This window comes from Lachnospira sp. CLA-JM-H23 (assembly GCF_040096425.1).
Lineage (GTDB): Bacteria > Bacillota > Clostridia > Lachnospirales > Lachnospiraceae > Lachnospira > Lachnospira rogosae.
The window spans coordinates 1-16914 of sequence record NZ_JBBMET010000005.1 but is presented as its reverse complement, the minus strand read 5'-3'; the positions used below and the strand labels follow the sequence as shown (position 1 = coordinate 16914).

Genomic DNA, 16914 nt, shown 5'->3' with positions numbered 1-16914 from the left:
CACGAAAGCACCAATACTTATTATGAATTTTTATTTTGTATTATGTGTGGAAATGGAGGATACTTATGGAATACACAACACAGATGGATGCCGCCAGAAAAGGCATTATCACTAAAGAAATGGAATGTGTTGCAGCTAAAGAACACATGGATATTAATGAACTTGTAAAACTCGTAGCCTGTGGACAGGTTATTATACCAGCTAACAAAAATCACAAATGCCTTGACCCTAACGGAATAGGCTCTATGCTTCGTACTAAAATTAATGTCAATCTTGGTACTTCAAGAGACTGTGTTGACCTTGATATGGAACTTGATAAGGTAAATAATGCAGTAAAAATGGGTGCTGAGGCCATAATGGATTTAAGTTCATTTGGGGACACACAGAAGTTCAGAAGAAAGCTCACTACTGAATGTCCAGCAATCATCGGTACTGTTCCAATATATGATGCCGTTGTATATTATCACAAGGCTCTTAAGGAAATTACTGCTAAGGAATGGCTTGATATTGTAAGAATGCACGCTGAAGATGGTGTCGACTTTATGACTATCCATTGTGGAATTAACAAAGCTACAGCTAAGAAATTCAGAGCCGACAAACGTCTTATGAACATTGTATCAAGAGGCGGTTCAATCATCTATGCGTGGATGGAAATGACAGGCAATGAAAATCCATTTTTTGAATACTATGACGAAGTACTTGATATATGCCGTGAATATGACGTTACTATGAGTCTTGGTGATGCCTGCAGGCCTGGCTGTATTATGGATGCCTCTGATATATCACAGATTGAGGAGCTTGTTACTCTAGGTGAACTTACAAAACGTGCGTGGGAAAAGGACGTTCAGGTTATGATTGAAGGACCTGGACATATGCCAATCAACCAGATTCAGGCTAATATGGAAATCCAAAAAACCATATGCAAGGGTGCTCCTTTCTATGTACTTGGACCTCTTGTTACAGATATTGCACCTGGCTATGACCATATAACTTCTGCTATCGGTGGTGCTATCGCTGCTACATATGGTGCTTCTTTCCTCTGCTATGTAACTCCTGCTGAACATCTTCGTCTTCCTGACTTAAATGATGTTAAAGAAGGAATTATTGCAGCAAGAATTGCAGCTCACGCTGCTGATATTGCAAAAGGTGTTCCCGGTGCAATCGACTGGGATTTAAAGATGGATAAAGCAAGACGTGTACTTGACTGGGATGCACAATTTGATGCTGCCATAGACCCAGAAAAAGCAAGACGCTACAGACAGGAAGCCAAGCCAGAAAAAGAAGATACCTGCTCTATGTGCGGTAATTTCTGTGCCGTTAAGAATATGAATAAAATTATGGACGGTGAAATCGTTAGTATATTTGATGAATAATACACCAAAAAGCCAGCCGGATATTATTCCGGCTGGCTTTTAATATACTGTTAAATATTAAAGATGAAGCACTCTTTCCTTAATCTCCTGTGTACGTCCCTGATTCCAGAACTGTGTTCCAATATAACCGCATGTTCTTCTTGCAACATTCATCTTATCCTGATTACGGTTGCCACAATTAGGACATTCCCATATAAGCTTTCCATCATCATCAGTTATAATCTGTATCTGTCCTGTATAGCCGCATACCTGACAATAATCGCTCTTTGTATTAAGCTCTGCATACATAATATTGTCATATATGAACTGCATAACAGAAAGAACTGCTGGTATATTATCATTCATATCTGGAACTTCTACATAGCTTATTGCACCACCTGGTGAAAGCTCCTGGAACTGAGCCTCGAACTTCAGCTTGTCAAATGCGTTGATATTCTCTGTTACATGAACATGGTAACTATTAGTTATATAATTCTTATCCGTAACACCTTTTATCTTGCCAAATCTTTTCTGAAGATTCTTAGCAAACTTATAAGTTGTTGATTCAAGCGGTGTTCCGTAAAGACTGAAATCAATATTAGTCTCCTTGGCCCAGCGGTTGCAGGTATCTCTTAAATACGTCATAAGCTTTAATGCAAATTCTGTACCATTAGGATCTGTATGTGTAACACCCTTCATATAGTAAGTACATTCACACAGACCAGCATACCCTAAAGAAATAGTAGAATATCCACCATAAAGAAGCTTATCAATAGTTTCGCCCTTCTTAAGTCTTGCAAGTGCACCATTCTGCCAGAGAATTGGTGCAACATCTGATGGAGTACCTTTTAATCTATAATGTCTGCACATAAGTGCTCTCTTACAAAGCTCAAGTCTTTCATCAAGAATTTTCCAGAATTTATCCATATCCTTACCTGATGAACAGGCTACATCTACAAGGTTAAGCGTAACTACACCCTGATTAAAACGTCCATAATATTTAGGCTTATTATCATTCTCCGGGTCATTATAAGGTGTCAGGAAAGAACGACAACCCATACATGGGAAGCAATGTCCTTCTCCAAACTTATCAACCTTAAGCTTCTTCATAATCTTTTCTGATATATAATCTGGAACCATTCTCTTAGCTGTACATTTAGCGGCAAGCTGTGTAATGTTCCAATACTTTGAATCTTCTCTTATATTATCTTCCTCTAGCACATATATAAGCTTAGGAAACGCTGGTGTAATCCATACACCTTTTTCGTTCTTAACACCCTGTATTCTCTGCTTAAGAACTTCCTCTATTACAAGGGCAAGGTCTTCTCTTGTCTGTCCTTCTGGAACCTCATCAAGATACATAAATACAGTAACAAATGGAGCCTGTCCATTAGTTGTCATAAGTGTTATGACCTGATACTGAATCATCTGTACACCACGTTTAATTTCATCTCTTACTCTTAATTCTGCGACTTCCTTAATCTTATCTTCTCCTGCATCAATTCCAGTCGCCTTGAATTCCTCTGCAACCTGTTTAATGAACTTTTCCCTGCTTATCTGGACAAATGGAGCAAGGTGTGCTAATGAAATGCTCTGTCCGCCATACTGTGAGCTGGCAATCTGTGCAATAGCCTGTGTAGCTATATTACAGGCTGTAGAAAAGCTATGTGGCTTCTCAATCATTGTTTCACTTATAACCGTTCCGTTCTGGAGCATATCTTCAAGGTTCACAAGACAACAGTTGTGCATATGCTGTGCGAAATAATCTGCATCGTGAAAATGTATAAGCCCCTGCTCGTGTGCATCTACAATATCTGCTGGAAGAAGAAATCTTTTAGTAATATCCTTGCTTACCTCTCCTGCCATATAATCTCTCTGTACACTATTAACAGTAGGATTCTTATTGGAATTCTCCTGCTTTACTTCCTCATTATTGCACTCTAAAAGACTTAATATCTGCTCATCTGTTGAGTTAGACTTTCTTACAAGAGCTCTCTTATATCTGTATGTGATATACTTTCTGGCTACTGCAAATGCCCTCATATTCATAATCTGGTTCTCAACAAGATCCTGAATTTCTTCAACATTAAGTGATCTGTTCATCTCCTGGCAGATGCTCTCGACATTATCAGATATTGTTTCAATCTGCTCATCAGAAAGTCTTTCGCTATGTACAACCTCCTTATTTGCCTTTGCAACTGCTGCCATTATTTTACTAATATCAAATGTAACTTCTGATCCACTACGTTTGATTATCTTCATAATTAGTAAACCCTCCCTTTTTACCTGACAATAAATTTCTATTCACATTTAGTATACAAATAAAATTACGCGTAATATTTATTAATAATAAAATATATCATATTGGGGCTTTATCTACCCTAATCGTATATAATGCGCTACACAAGAGTTCTCTTGTATAGCGCAGTTTAAATTTTACATCACATATATCTTCAAGTCAATACAAACACAATATGTTGTGGATTTAATACAATATAAATACAATATACTGCAATATATAAAATTCCCCTAATTACTTATGCCAATAGTAATTAGGGGCTGTTTTTAATCTGTAATATTCATCGCTGCAACATAATCCTGCTCTTCATCACTTATTATTGTATACAATAAAGTTGATGTTATCACAGCACACTCTATCTCATATTCTGCCCACTGTGAAGCTTCTTTGGTCTTATCTATTGTAAGAACACCTTTTATATCATCCCTGCCACCAATAAAGCACTGGATTGTTGAACATATATGCCGCTTCTTCATCTCCTCAACAAATTCAGGAGCTACATCCAGATTTCTGTTGACGAAATCGGCTGATATATAATTCTTATCTCCCATAAGCTTATTAAAGCCATCTGTATTAACATATGGCAGATACTCCGCATCCTCAAGCTGCTGTCCAAATGTCAAACACCTCTTTAAAGCCTTACCTTTATAAATGCTTATGCTGTCCACCTTGTAAGTCTGAATCATATGTTCAAACATATTGCTTACAGCACCCTTTCTGTCTGTGTTAAACTGTAACATAATGTCTGTAAGATATCTTAATTCGCGCATCTCCCTGCCGTCATTAAATATCTTATCCTTCTGGTTAAGAGAATTCTCATAAGACTCTTTATGTATCTCATCCCTGAAAAATACATACCTGTCCCTGCCCTTTTCCTTTGCTACATAAAGACAGAAATCAGCCTTTTTAAACAATTCTTCATATTCGTGTCCATTATTAGGACTGAATGCAACACCTATTGATGTCGTGACCTGAAAATTTTCATAATCATTCTTGAATTCCCACTTAACCTGTGTTCGTATAGCTCTTAATATTCCTCTTAATGAATAATCGTCATTAATTCCATTTAAGACGATCATAAATTCATCTCCGCCTATACGTCCGACAACACCATCTTCACCAACAACCTCTTTAAGCTTCTTGGCTACTCTTGTAAGTACTTTATCTCCATAGAGATGTCCATATCTGTCATTAACCTGCTTGAAATAATCAACATCAAGTATAACTATGCTTACCCTGTTAATCTTCTCTTTCTTAACAAGCTTCTGTGCATACTCTGTTATAGTCTTCTTATTATACACCTTGGTAAGCGAATCCATAGTAAGTTCATCGGCAATCTCAACAATATTACCCATACTGTTAGTTCCGTCAGCAAGAATAATCCTTCCAATAACCATATTCTCACCTGTATACTTAGTATATACAGCTCCTACGAACTTAACCTTTTCCATAGCTTTGCCAAATGTTCTCATATTAGTTGTAAGCTTGACACTGAACTCTGATGTATACAGCTTTATATACCTTATCAGATTATTCAGTTCAACAACGTCCTCTTCAAGAATTCTGCCATCAAGCATATATGCTTCCCATTCATCAATAGGCATTCTAGTTATTACTTCTCTTGAAATGCCTTCATATCTTACAATCTTAATATCCCCAGTCTTCTCAGAATACGCAAATACATACTCGCCTGTGAGTCCCATAACTACTCTTTCCATTGCGATATCGTCACATATCCTGCGATTAGTCTCTACAACACTATCTATATCGATCATCTCTATATCAATATTACGCAGAGCATCATTATTCTCAAATGACAAAAGCTTAATAAGATTCTGTCTGTACTCCCCCTTATAGTCCCTGAATAAAAAGCATTTACCCACAGGACTTCCATCAAACGAATCAATAAGCTCTATTAACTTCTCTTTATCATCTGGATGTACGAACTCCGTAAGACAGCCATATGACGTATTTCCAAAATAGTCATTAAAGGCACGGTTCGTTACATTAGTAAGATAAAATCTGTCTATGACCGCAAGCCGGCGGTCCAGTCTATGTGCTGTCACATAGTCATCCCCGATTCCAACATTCTGTTGTGAATACATATCTAAACCTTCTCCTTAATTCAATTGTCGAAATAACCCTGCGATTATTATAGTTTATAATGCACAAATATGCAACAATTTTATTTGTTTTTTGGTACTTTAGTACCAATGGCAAATCTTGTATTTTATTTTAAATATGTATGTGATACAATACAACATATTGTTAATTTGTTTTAACAATTATATATTATTAATTTAATATGTGGAGGTTTTTTATTATGGAGCGTGTGAAATTCAGCAGAGTAGAGGTGTATCACGGAGACAGTCCTAAGAAGTTTCCGGTATATGAGATTTATCTTGACGGGGTCATTGTAACAAAAGTATCATCTAAGACAGAAGCTGAAGAGATGGTGTCACGCTGGCAGGAAGTTTACAAGTAAGCATATAAGTATAATAACAAATATTACTAGCAATTATAAAGCTGTGGACAAGCATTATCTTTAAAAGATTATTTTTAAGCAAAGATTACTCTTGGATAAAGACTACTTCGGGATAAAGACTACTTTTAAAGATAATTACTGTTCCACAGCTTTTATTAAACAAATTATATAATTTTACCATTGTATATTATATTTTTTATATATAATAAATCTTCTTAAACACCTTAAAGCATTTTCTTCTTCTTAAGGAACCACAATACAAACACACATATAATAAATATTATTACAACAATTATATAAAATCCATACCTGGTTGCTGATAAAGGCATCCACTCACCGGCAACATTCATTCCATATATTCCCGATATTATTGTAGGTATAGCCATAACTATAGTGATTGATGTAAGAATTTTCATTACATTATTAAGCCTGTTATTAATAACCGATGACAACAGCTCTCTTGTACCATCTATAATATCCCTGTATATAGACGTCATCTCGATAGCCTGCTGGTATTCGACTGTTACATCTTCAAGCAGTTCCATATCCTCCGGATACTGTTCAAGTCTTTTGTATCGTCTCAATCTTTCAAGCACAATGCTGTTCGCCCTTAAAGATGTAGCAAAGTATACAAGCGTCGATTCTAATTCGTGAAGCTCGATAATATCTGTATCGTGTGTATCATCGCCAACTCTTTCTTCTATCTCAGTTCTTTTCTTATCAATCCCACGTAAGTAAGCCTGATAAAGCATAGCCGAGCGGAACATCATTTCATATATAAAACGCATTTTCTTCTTAGTACTGAACTCTTTTAACTTATTGCGCACAAAATAGTTAAGCACGGGTGTATCTTCCCTGCATATCGTTATTATTGCATCATTCTTTAATATAATACCTAATGGTATTGTTGTATACATCTTTTTCTCGTGTCGTACCTCAGGTGTTGGTATATCCACAAGAATAAGTGTATAACCGTCTTCAAGACTTATTCGTGAACTTTCTTCCTCATCAAGTGCTGTCGCAAGGTCAGCTAAGTCTATCTCAAAATAGCCTGATACAAGGGATAATTCACTGCTTGTCGGGTCAATCATATTAACCCAGCAGCCTTCTTCTATATTATCAAGCTTTTGCAGTACCTTATTATCTGTCTTATAGATTTCTACCATAATCCACCTTCTTTCTGGTCTTTACGAAAATGTTTCTCTCATCTTTAACCATACTTCTGTAACCTGACGGACACTGCGTTACACACTGTCCACAGCCTATGCACCTGTCTATATCATATACAAGCTCTGCGCGCTCTTTATCATACCACGTTGCATTGGTCGGACAGAAACAGGCGCACCTGTTACAGCCTGTACATTTCGCGTTATCAACTATCTGTGGTCTGTAAAATGCCTTAATCATAAGCTGCGATAAAGCACCCTCCCTGAAGCTTCCATATAAGAAACAGCAGTCTATACAACAGTTGCACAGCACAATCTCTTCATTACCAGAGTATGTGCCATAGTGATATAATGTATGTATACAGCCTTTTTTCTCAAGCGTATCTATAAGCTTTCTGGCTTCATCTATGGAAATGTGTCTTGCAACGCCAGCTTTTTCAAGCTGTACAGCCATTCTTCCAACCGCCATACACGACTCAATCGGCATATCATAGTCACATTTTCCATTCTCAAGCATCTTTTTGGTGCGGCAGAAACAGTTCATAACAGCAATATGTTCTTTATTCCTGTTAAGAATATCCATAACCTCACCCTCTGTATACACAGCCTGCACGGCATCTACATTTTTATTAATCTTAATAATTCTCTTTTTAGCACTCAGATTATTGGCAAAGTCAGGTATAAGCGTTGACATTCTTCCCTGCTCTCTTTGCATATTGCGCTCATTGACACGGTTCATATACATTCTTACAGGTGCTATATTAAGCTTTATAAGAAGCTCCTCAAATTCTGCAAACTTAATAAGAAGCTGTCTTCTCTTATCATTAAGCGGTCCAGAGGCATACAGTTCAACCCAGCCCGGAAATATCGGCGTTATATCATAGACACCTTCCTGCCTGCTCTCCCATATTCCGCCTTTGTCCCTTATGCTTGTAAATACTTTCTCAAATGCCTCACCGTCAAGCTGCCACAATTCTTTAAGCTCATCCCTGCTGTAATATCCGTCCTTCATAAGAAGCATATAATCTATATCCTGCTCACTGAATACTATCTCAAAACACTCAATAATACATTTTACAAGCGGTACAGATAATTTAGACTTGTTATTCATTAGCTTTCCAAGTTCGACAGCCTTTTTCCTGAATTCATTAGTCATATTTATTCTCTTTCTTACTTCTTATCTTTAGAACCAGTTGAACAATGGGCACTGCACGAAGAACAATTGCCGCTACAGGTATCTCCAAGTCCGCTCTCTTTGTGCTTAGATGAAACCCACAGGAACAATACAACTACAACAAATAGTACAACTGCACCAAGTATAATATTAATAATTCCTGACATATCTAATCTCCATTTCTTCTATAATATTTCTATAATATCATTTTTCAAATCTTGCCTTGCTTATCTTATCAGTAAGCGACAAAAGCATATTCTTAATAAGTGTTCTGCTGTCCTTATCAAGTCCGGCATACTGACGTATAACCTCCCTTGTGCTTCTTAATCTGTCTGCTGACACATCTGACAAATTCTTAGCACCGCTGGCATATAAAAGTCCGAATAAAGTTTCAACGAACTCCTCCCTGCGTTCATTATCAACGCTGTTAATCCAGCTGCTTAATGCCTTATTAAGCCTTCTGCTCTGTGCACTTAATTTCTTAGCCTTTACAAGAAAAGCACCAAGCACCTGCCACGACATTGCATCATGCTGCATAAGCCCGCTCTGTGAACTCTTAACAATAATATAATCCTCATCGTGTTCAAGTAACATTCCTACTATCGAATTCTCTGGGACTATGCTTTTGATAAGCGGTAACATTGCCTGATATTTCGCACTTTTTATCATATTCACATCAAATCCAGGGCCATCATTATTGTATACACAATCTATCTTTTTTCTTACTCTCTCACTGCATTTTACAGCCGAATATATAGCAAGATTGCCACCCTTGGAATGTCCGCCTATATAAAGCCTTCCTCTTATGTACTGGCATGTACTATTAATATACTCTACCGCCGCCTCCTGTGACGGAACAGGCATAATAAAGCTCATATTAAAATCCTCTTTCCAGCCGACAAGTGTATCATCTGTACCCCTGAATACAACATAAGTATGCTTAGGGCTTATTCTTATGTGAAATGCCCCGAACTGCTTTTCCAAGGTTTCATCTACTGTATCTACATAATTAGATAAAATCAGATTTCCAAATCTTTTGGAAGCTGCCGCTTTTTTCATAAGAAATGGAGCTTCACTAATAAATGATTTATCCTGCTTTAGTTCATTTTCTGTATACATATCAAAAAACATCTGCGATGCTTCTTTTAATGTAATGCTTCTCTTCTCCTCAGGTGATGGTATAATATCCCTGAAATTAACGTATGCAAGCTGTGCAAGAATAACATTATCAACCTCATTAAAAGGTGACTGTTCAAATGTTATATCCCCACGCCAGTCAAGATAATCCATTATATTTCCCATATATACACCCCCAGCAAATGCTTAATAAACCTTATTTGGATAAAGTCTTAAGTTCATTAACAATATCTATATCAGACTGCATAACCTTCATATTAGAAGTTACCGGCTGTTCTCCTGGCTTTGTCACAGTTATCTCTATAACTGTTCCCTCCTGAATTCCACCATTGAGGCAGTAATTAATAAATGACACAAACTTTGGATGGTTTGCGGCAAATTTATTCTTTAAGTTCATTATTTTCATAATTGATGCTGGATTAACCATATCATATCCTCCGACTATATATTATTATGATTTCGCATTCTGTTATTCTTTAGTATAAGAAATACTACGCATACAACTGCCGTTATTAATTCTGTTGCTGGAAAACTGCTCCATACTCCTGTCATTCCAAACAGCTTTGAAAGGCTGATTGACATAATAAGCATAAGCACAATTCCTCTTAATAATGATACCACAAATGATTCTTTAGCACACTCCACTGCACTAAAATATCCGGCAGATACTATATTAAATCCTGCAAATAAAAATCCTGCAAAATATATTATCATTCCGCTATGTGCATATACAGCAAGTGTCTCAACACCCTCACTGTTAAACAGTGCAACAAGCTGGTCTGTAAATCTAAATACAATTATATATATTACTGCAAAAAGTGCAACCGCTGTAGCAGCACTCATTCTGTACAGCCTTTCAGCATCTTTTCTGTCACCCCTGCCGTAACATTCACTAATAAGCGGCTGTGTTCCCTGGGCAATACCATTAAATATAGCTGTTCCAATATAAGCATAATTAGCAACAACTCCATATGCTGCAATACCGATATTTCCTGTGATTGACAGTAACAGCATATTAAATACAGTTGTAGTAACCGCCGATGCTATCTCACCAATAAATGCGGCTGTTCCAAGCATACACGACTCCCAGAGCATTTTTAAAGACGGAAAGTGCCATTTAAACACAACCGTATTATTCTTACCAAAAAAATGTGTCAGGCACACCAATATACTGCATACAGGTGAAGCTGCAGTAGCCATCGCAGCCCCTAACAGCCCAAGCTTCATTGGAAACATAAATATATAATCAAACACTATATTAAAAAGACTTCCACAAAGTGTCGCAATCATCGCCCTTGAGGGATCATTATCATTTCTTACATATGCACTTACAATGTAATTACACATAAAAAATGGAGTAAACATAAGAAATGTCCTTGTATAGCAGGTTCCAAGTGCCGTAATTGTATCATCTGCACCCATAAGCCTTAAAAGCCTATCTGGTGCAAACAGGCCCACAAGTATAAATACTATGCTTAACAGGCACGCACACATTATTGCATTTGAAAAATAATCATCTGCCCTCTCATCATTCTTGGCTCTTAATATCTTAAATCTTATCGCCGAACCAACACCTATCATTGAGCCAACAGCAAATATAACATTAAATACAGGAAGTACAAGATTAAGAACTGTAATTCCGTCTGCCCCTGCGAATTTAGATATAAAAAATGTGTCTGCAACAACATAACACGATATTCCAAGCATACCGAATATGTTCTGTGACACATATTTAGCAAATTTCTTCCTTATGTCCATTAATATTCCTCATCTTTCCGTAAGCATATACCATATCTTAACCAGAATATTCCAGTTATTTCAATACACTTATATGCCGCATAAACAACAATATTAATATACAGTAATTCAACCAGAAAATCAATTATAGTTTGACATACAAAGTAATATGTTATATAATCCCGTTTGTTATATTTTGATTATAAAAATATTTGATAATATTATTATGATTTAATTGGAAAATGTATCTTAGCTGTATATTTACAGACCATATTGCAATACTATTTTCACGTTCAATTTTGGGGTTTTACACACTTCCTGTATTGCAATACTATTTTCAGGCTTGTGGCTTTGCGTACCAGCACCTGCCTGTCAGCAATGGTACGCAGAAATGAGGATTATTTATGAATTCAGCTTCTAAGATAACAATTATAACAGATTCAGCATCGGATATGCCAAGAAATTTACACAATCAGGTCACAGTTCTTCCTATGACTATATCATTTGGAGATGAACAATTCGAAGATGGTGTCACACTCTCAGCAGATGAGTTCTATATGAAACTCATCGAAAGCGACACTCTCCCTAAGACAAGCCAGGTAAGTCCTTTCGCATTTACCTCTGCCTATGAAACTGCACTCACCCATTCTGATGCCGTTATAGTGATAACTCTTTCTTCTAAATTATCGGGAACTTACCAGAGTGCCTGCATAGCCGCCGAGGATTATGAAAGCGAACACGCCGGCAGCCAGGGGAAAATATATATTATAGACAGCGAAAATGTAACTGTAGGCGAACAGATTCTAATTGAATATGCTTTAAAACTTATTAATGATGGACTGTCAGCCACAGCAATCGCTGATGAGTTAAACTCCGCGAAAAAACGCATACGTCTTGTAGCACTTCTTGATACTCTGGAATATCTTAAAAAAGGTGGCAGAATATCAAGCAGTGCCGCTTTCTTAGGAAATGTATTAAAAATAAAACCTGTAATCGCAATTGATAATGGTGAAGTTGCCATATTAGGTAAAGCCCGCGGCTCAAAGCAGGGCAACAACTTCTTAATTGAACAGGTCAACACCTACGGTGGAATTGATTATTCTATGCCTGTCCTTCTTGGCTACACCGGCTGTTCAACAGAACTTATCGACAAATACATTAAGGACAGCAGCTCTTTATGGGAAAATAAGATTCCTGTTCCGGCCAGAATAAAAGTAGGAGCTACAATCGGAACACATATTGGACCTGGGGGAATTACTGTCGCTTTCTTCTCAACAAAGTAATTATTTTAATTTTTTTGAAATTTTTTCAAAAAAGTGCTTGACACTTTTAACTTTTGCGTGTATTATATCACTTGTGTTCGCGAGAAACCAAACGAACAACACAATATAATATGCGCGAGTGGCTCAGTGGTGGAGCACCTCCTTGCCAAGGAGGGGGTCGCGGGTTCGATCCCCGTCTCGCGCTCTCTTAGATAACAAAAGGGGCTGTCGCTTTAACGATTGAAAATTGTTAAGGTACCAGCCTCTTTTTCCTATAAAAATACGATTTTTAAGTTACTATTTATTAAAATGAATGGGATGTTCCAAAAATTGGCGTACTTTAATAAACCTATACAGGTTTTAAAAATTTTTATTTTGATATTTCTAAATTCAGGCACTTTTTAAAGGAAATAAATGTGTTCCTGTCTTCCCGTTCTGAATCTTATTATGAAGTTTATTTATGTTTCTTGCAATTGCTAAAAGAGTACTTTCAGCGAGTACATTCTCAGTCCCTTTGCTTAGGTATCTTCTGAACTGCATGTCCTGTTTTATGTCTCCAAATGAGCCTTCGGCCTGAATGCTCCGGTTCATCCGATACAATACCCCTTCATCAGATATGATTCGTTCCAAATCCTCTTTTCTGTGTTTTATAAATGTTTTTGCAACTTGTAATACCTTGGTTATTTCTCCTAATGGCGTTTTGTAGTTATTACCTTGCTGAAGATTAAATGCTGGTTTTAATTGACCATTTCCCATGGCATCCTCTTTCATTCTCATAAATGTTGCATCGCTATCCGTTTTTGAATAACTGTTTCTTTCCCCACATATATGTATTTTTTGAGTGTATTCTTTAAGTTTAGAAAGAGCTTCTTCTAATGTTTCGATACTTTTTTGTAATGGTGTTTTTCTTTTGCCTATACCGTGCACGAATGTGATATTTTCAGCATTTTTGAGAGCATACAGTTTCTTGCGTAGTCTCTTTAAATGTTTGATTTTTACTACATTTCCATAAACTATTTTTATGTCATAAAGTTGTTCACATTCAGCTACAAAATCAGCTAATTTAATTAACAGTTTTGCCTGATTTTTTGTAACGGCTTTTTTCCACACAAAAGTATATTTATTGGCATTTGCCTCAATCTTGGTACCATCAATAAAGATAGTTTCACCAGATATTTCACCTAAATCAAAAAGAATATTTGAAACTTCTGCGAGAATACGCTTAGAACAAGGGAGCAAAATGAATGCTTCTGAATCGTGCAAGTGTTGCATGGTCAGGTGCAGAATGCCCTTCTAAAAGAAACATGAAATTGATATCTCTTTTGCAGTTTAATTCCATAGAACGGGATGAATAATCGCCATTCATGTAAGAGTATAAAACAATCTTCAAAAGTGTTCTTGGCGATAAAGAATTTATTCTATCATAAGTAGAATACAAATCAGTCAAATCCATCTCCTCTACAAACTGACTGAGTAACCGCACAGAATCATTCTTAGGAATAATTGTTTCTAATTCGAGTGGAAGTTTTAGTTGATATCCACTCTGATTTAAAGTATAATCTTTTTGTAATTTATTATGTAATAGCATATTAATATTTTACCATAAATCCCAGGTTTTTCGAAGCCTGGGATTTATTTTTTAGATTATATACCGCCTTAACATAAAAGAAGGGGCACCGCACTAATTTCTTAGTGCGACAGCCCCATCTTATACCTATATCTAAAATCCTGGTTTCACTTCGTATAACTTGCCATCAACCTTAAGACTAACCGCACATAACGCTATGCAGCCACGCTTAATACGTATGCCTTTTATCCTTTCAGCTGCCTGGACTGCCATATTTCCACCATACTTTCCATCACCAGCAACCGGCATGTTTAATATAATCTTATCTTTATCCTCGTATACTATATCCATCTTAACTAATAATTCCAATACTCTTAATCCACTTTGTAAAAAGTACTTTCCACTCACCAGTCTGTGCAAAATCATCACCACAGCCATAACCATGGCCACCTGTTCTGAATATATGAAGTTCAGCACTTACCCCGGCTTTTCTTGCTGCCATATAAAAGCCCACACTGTTCTCAGACAATGTTGTTCTGTCATCATCCGTTTCACATATAAATACTGGCGGCATATCCGGTCTTACAAGCTTATCCGGATTATACTTATGCAGTATCTTTGCCTTACTGTCACTGATTCTCTCAAGCACCTGTTCCTCAGACATATATCTTTTGCCTGCTTCAATACAATCGTCAATACTTATAACCGGATATGAACAAACAGCAAAATCTGGTCTTGCTGATAGTTTATCATATTCATCCTTATACTTATAATCCGCATACACATCACTTTCATACGCTGTTGATAATAACGCTGCCATAAAGCCTCCTGCTGAAAAGCCCATAACGCCTATCTTAGCTTCATCTATACCGAATTCCTGCGCCCTTCCTCTTATAACTCTCATTGCGCGCATAGCATCTATAAGTGGGACATCCTCCGCATTATCATGTTCATCTGATGGAAGTCTGCATTCAAGAACAAATGCAGCTATTCCCATACTATTAAGCCACTTTGCAACATCTTCACCTTCAAAGTTGTATACAAGGCGTCTGAACGCACCTCCTGGAATAATCAATACTGCCGGAATCCTTTGTCTGTCTGTACTGTTACCAATACCATCAGGTATATAAGGAACAATATCCGGATCTGTAATGTTCTGCACTATATGCTTTACTCTTCCATCAGGCATATCTTCAGTGTAATATTTTCTTGTAAGCTTAAGGTTCTGCGAACCCGGAGCCCCATGCTCAAACAGCCTTATTTTGTTTAATGGTGTCTTAAACACCTCATTCTGCGTATCTGTCATATCTACTCCTCCCTGCTCTCAAGAAACAAAAGCTTATTAGCCTGTATGCTCAGCTCATCATAATGTATAAGCATATCACTCTCATCATATTCTTCCGGAATCACTTTATAGCCTTCAAACCTTATAAGATTCTTGAAATATTCTTCCACATCTGCTGTCTGCTTAACAACAACCTCACTGAATGCTACTCCCTCTTCTGACTCCTGAAAATCTGGTCTGTAAAGAAGCTCACCGGTAATTATATTTTCTTTATCGGCTACAAATACAGCTTTGGCATAATATTTGTTACTGTCCGTTGTCGCAAGACGTATTCTTCTTGGTGGTGCCATCGTCTTATCATTCATGGCATTCGCTTTCCTGACTTCTTCTGAATCAAAATATTCCTTTTCAATTATCATATTTAACCTTCTTTCTGTCATATAAATCACTCATAGTTTTACAATATCCAAAACAGGACGATATATTTAAGGTTCTTAATTGATATATGTTCTAAACAGGCTTTTGTATCAGGGGAAACTATTTTTCCATTTTTTAGCCCCCAAAATGGAATTTATTTTTTCACTTTCTTTTCCACAGTTTTGCATTAAATAAATTCATTTTCTTCTTTTCACCTTGCTTCTTTTTGAAAAATTATATTTCCTTTTTTATGAAGAATTTCGGAAATTAGATTTGCGTGATACAAAGAAGTAATTGTCTACCACTATGCTAACTCACATAGTGCTAAACGTCAATTATTTCTTACCATTATATTTCATCTGGTCTGACTTCTGTTGAATTAACTTCACGCACTATCTGCATCATATAATTTTTATTCATATCACCATTATCAGGAACTAATATAAGTTCGTGTATGCTGCTTGGTAAAACATATAGCCCTTTACAATTATTACCAGTTTAATCCTTCACCTTATTTAAACAATCCTTTAAAATGTCTGTGTTATCGTAAAGCAATAAAGATACCCCGAATGTTCTGTCTTTATTAGATAGCACATAAAGGCTTGTATCAAAATCATCTTTATCCATATAAGGGTATAACTTTTCTGCTATATTAAAAAATTCTGGTGTATTTTGTTCCATAGTATTCTTATAAGCATAATCCCACAATTTATTTACGGCATCATTTTTATCTATTCCCCATATGTCTAACATCTGATTAGTAATAGTTGCAGGAGCACCACGTTCAATCTGTAAGTAATACATTACCGACAAATCATCTGTAATAGGGAAGTGTGGAGCATTACTGAATAATTTTTTATTTGCCTGTGTATTAACAATTATAAGAACATAACTGCAGATGCTGGTTATGAGAGCGAGGAAAACTATCTGTTTCTTGAAGCTAATAATCAGATAGTATTCATAAAGCCGGCTAATTATGAGATATCAAAAACAAGGAAATACAAGAATGATATTGGAAAGATAGAAAACATGG

14 protein-coding genes, 1 tRNA gene and 3 pseudogenes are annotated in these 16914 nt (G+C 36.5%); 5 read left to right on the top strand and 13 right to left on the bottom strand.

The genetic code is table 11. From position 1 onward, the window contains the following. The first annotated feature begins 65 nt into the window (after positions 1 to 65). Entirely contained in the window at positions 66 to 1373 is a 1308-nt protein-coding gene (thiC, locus tag WMO42_RS07550) for a phosphomethylpyrimidine synthase ThiC (protein ID WP_349191937.1), read from the top strand. Between the two features lie 57 nt (positions 1374 to 1430). Here thiC and nrdD read toward each other — a convergent pair whose 3' ends face one another. Continuing rightward, on the bottom strand, positions 1431 to 3614 hold the full coding sequence (gene nrdD, locus WMO42_RS07545; RefSeq protein WP_055306187.1) for an anaerobic ribonucleoside-triphosphate reductase: 2184 nt from the start codon (positions 3612 to 3614) through the stop codon (positions 1431 to 1433). Between the two features lie 303 nt (positions 3615 to 3917). Then, a complete protein-coding gene (locus WMO42_RS07540) occupies positions 3918 to 5756 on the bottom strand; it encodes a GGDEF domain-containing protein (RefSeq protein ID WP_349153323.1) in 1839 nt (612 codons plus the stop codon). Between the two features lie 218 nt (positions 5757 to 5974). Between WMO42_RS07540 and WMO42_RS07535 the strand changes: the two genes are divergently transcribed. Beyond that, positions 5975 to 6136 carry a hypothetical protein gene (locus WMO42_RS07535; RefSeq protein ID WP_022502541.1) on the top strand — a complete coding sequence of 54 codons (162 nt, stop codon included), beginning with the start codon at positions 5975 to 5977 and terminating at the stop codon, positions 6134 to 6136. A gap of 224 nt (positions 6137 to 6360) precedes the next feature. On the opposite strand, the gene WMO42_RS07530 is transcribed toward WMO42_RS07535, so the two are convergent. Genes WMO42_RS07530 through WMO42_RS07505 form a run of 6 tightly spaced genes read right to left on the bottom strand, consistent with a single transcriptional unit; the run spans position 6361 to position 11371 of the window. After that, entirely contained in the window at positions 6361 to 7302 is a 942-nt protein-coding gene (locus tag WMO42_RS07530) for a magnesium transporter CorA family protein (RefSeq protein WP_022502540.1), read from the bottom strand. Then, a complete protein-coding gene (locus WMO42_RS07525) occupies positions 7286 to 8458 on the bottom strand; it encodes a 4Fe-4S dicluster domain-containing protein (RefSeq protein WP_349191934.1) in 1173 nt (390 codons plus the stop codon). The genes WMO42_RS07530 and WMO42_RS07525 overlap by 17 nt, the downstream gene beginning before the upstream one ends. A 14-nt stretch (positions 8459 to 8472) precedes the next feature. Beyond that, positions 8473 to 8643 carry a FeoB-associated Cys-rich membrane protein gene (locus WMO42_RS07520; RefSeq protein ID WP_022502538.1) on the bottom strand — a complete coding sequence of 57 codons (171 nt, stop codon included), beginning with the start codon at positions 8641 to 8643 and terminating at the stop codon, positions 8473 to 8475. 37 nt (positions 8644 to 8680) lie between these two features. Then, positions 8681 to 9778 carry a DUF2974 domain-containing protein gene (locus WMO42_RS07515; RefSeq protein ID WP_022502537.1) on the bottom strand — a complete coding sequence of 366 codons (1098 nt, stop codon included), beginning with the start codon at positions 9776 to 9778 and terminating at the stop codon, positions 8681 to 8683. Positions 9779 to 9809: 31 nt separating this feature from the next. Beyond that, positions 9810 to 10040: a hypothetical protein gene (locus WMO42_RS07510; protein WP_022502536.1), complete on the bottom strand. Its 231-nt coding sequence runs from the start codon at positions 10038 to 10040 to the stop codon at positions 9810 to 9812. A 14-nt stretch (positions 10041 to 10054) separates the two neighbouring features. Further along, entirely contained in the window at positions 10055 to 11371 is a 1317-nt protein-coding gene (locus WMO42_RS07505; protein WP_349191933.1) for an MATE family efflux transporter, read from the bottom strand. 383 nt (positions 11372 to 11754) lie between these two features. Here WMO42_RS07505 and WMO42_RS07500 point away from each other — a divergent pair, with 383 nt between their 5' ends. Then, positions 11755 to 12633 carry a DegV family protein gene (locus WMO42_RS07500; protein ID WP_349191931.1) on the top strand — a complete coding sequence of 293 codons (879 nt, stop codon included), beginning with the start codon at positions 11755 to 11757 and terminating at the stop codon, positions 12631 to 12633. Positions 12634 to 12745: 112 nt separating this feature from the next. Next, positions 12746 to 12817: transfer RNA gene (locus tag WMO42_RS07495), tRNA-Gly, on the top strand. Positions 12818 to 13002: 185 nt separating this feature from the next. On the opposite strand, the pseudogene WMO42_RS07490 reads toward WMO42_RS07495, so the two are convergent. The 5 genes and pseudogenes from WMO42_RS07490 to WMO42_RS07470 form a co-directional block, all read right to left on the bottom strand. Beyond that, positions 13003 to 14200: pseudogene (locus WMO42_RS07490) on the bottom strand (transposase). 132 nt (positions 14201 to 14332) lie between these two features. Then, the gene (locus WMO42_RS07485) at positions 14333 to 14548 is read right to left on the bottom strand and encodes a hypothetical protein (protein WP_349191930.1); all 216 of its coding nucleotides are present in this window, start codon (positions 14546 to 14548) and stop codon (positions 14333 to 14335) included. Next, a complete protein-coding gene (locus WMO42_RS07480; protein ID WP_349191929.1) occupies positions 14532 to 15485 on the bottom strand; it encodes an alpha/beta hydrolase in 954 nt (317 codons plus the stop codon). Before WMO42_RS07480 ends, WMO42_RS07485 begins: the two co-directional genes overlap by 17 nt. Before the next feature lie 2 nt (positions 15486 to 15487). Continuing rightward, complete coding sequence (locus WMO42_RS07475) at positions 15488 to 15883, bottom strand: hypothetical protein (protein WP_349191927.1); 396 nt, start codon at positions 15881 to 15883, stop codon at positions 15488 to 15490. A 346-nt stretch (positions 15884 to 16229) separates the two neighbouring features. Beyond that, a pseudogene (locus tag WMO42_RS07470) lies at positions 16230 to 16706 on the bottom strand (DUF5688 family protein). Positions 16707 to 16763: 57 nt separating this feature from the next. Between WMO42_RS07470 and WMO42_RS07465 the strand changes: the two are divergent. Next, positions 16764 to 16914: pseudogene (locus tag WMO42_RS07465) on the top strand (IS5/IS1182 family transposase); the annotation flags it as partial.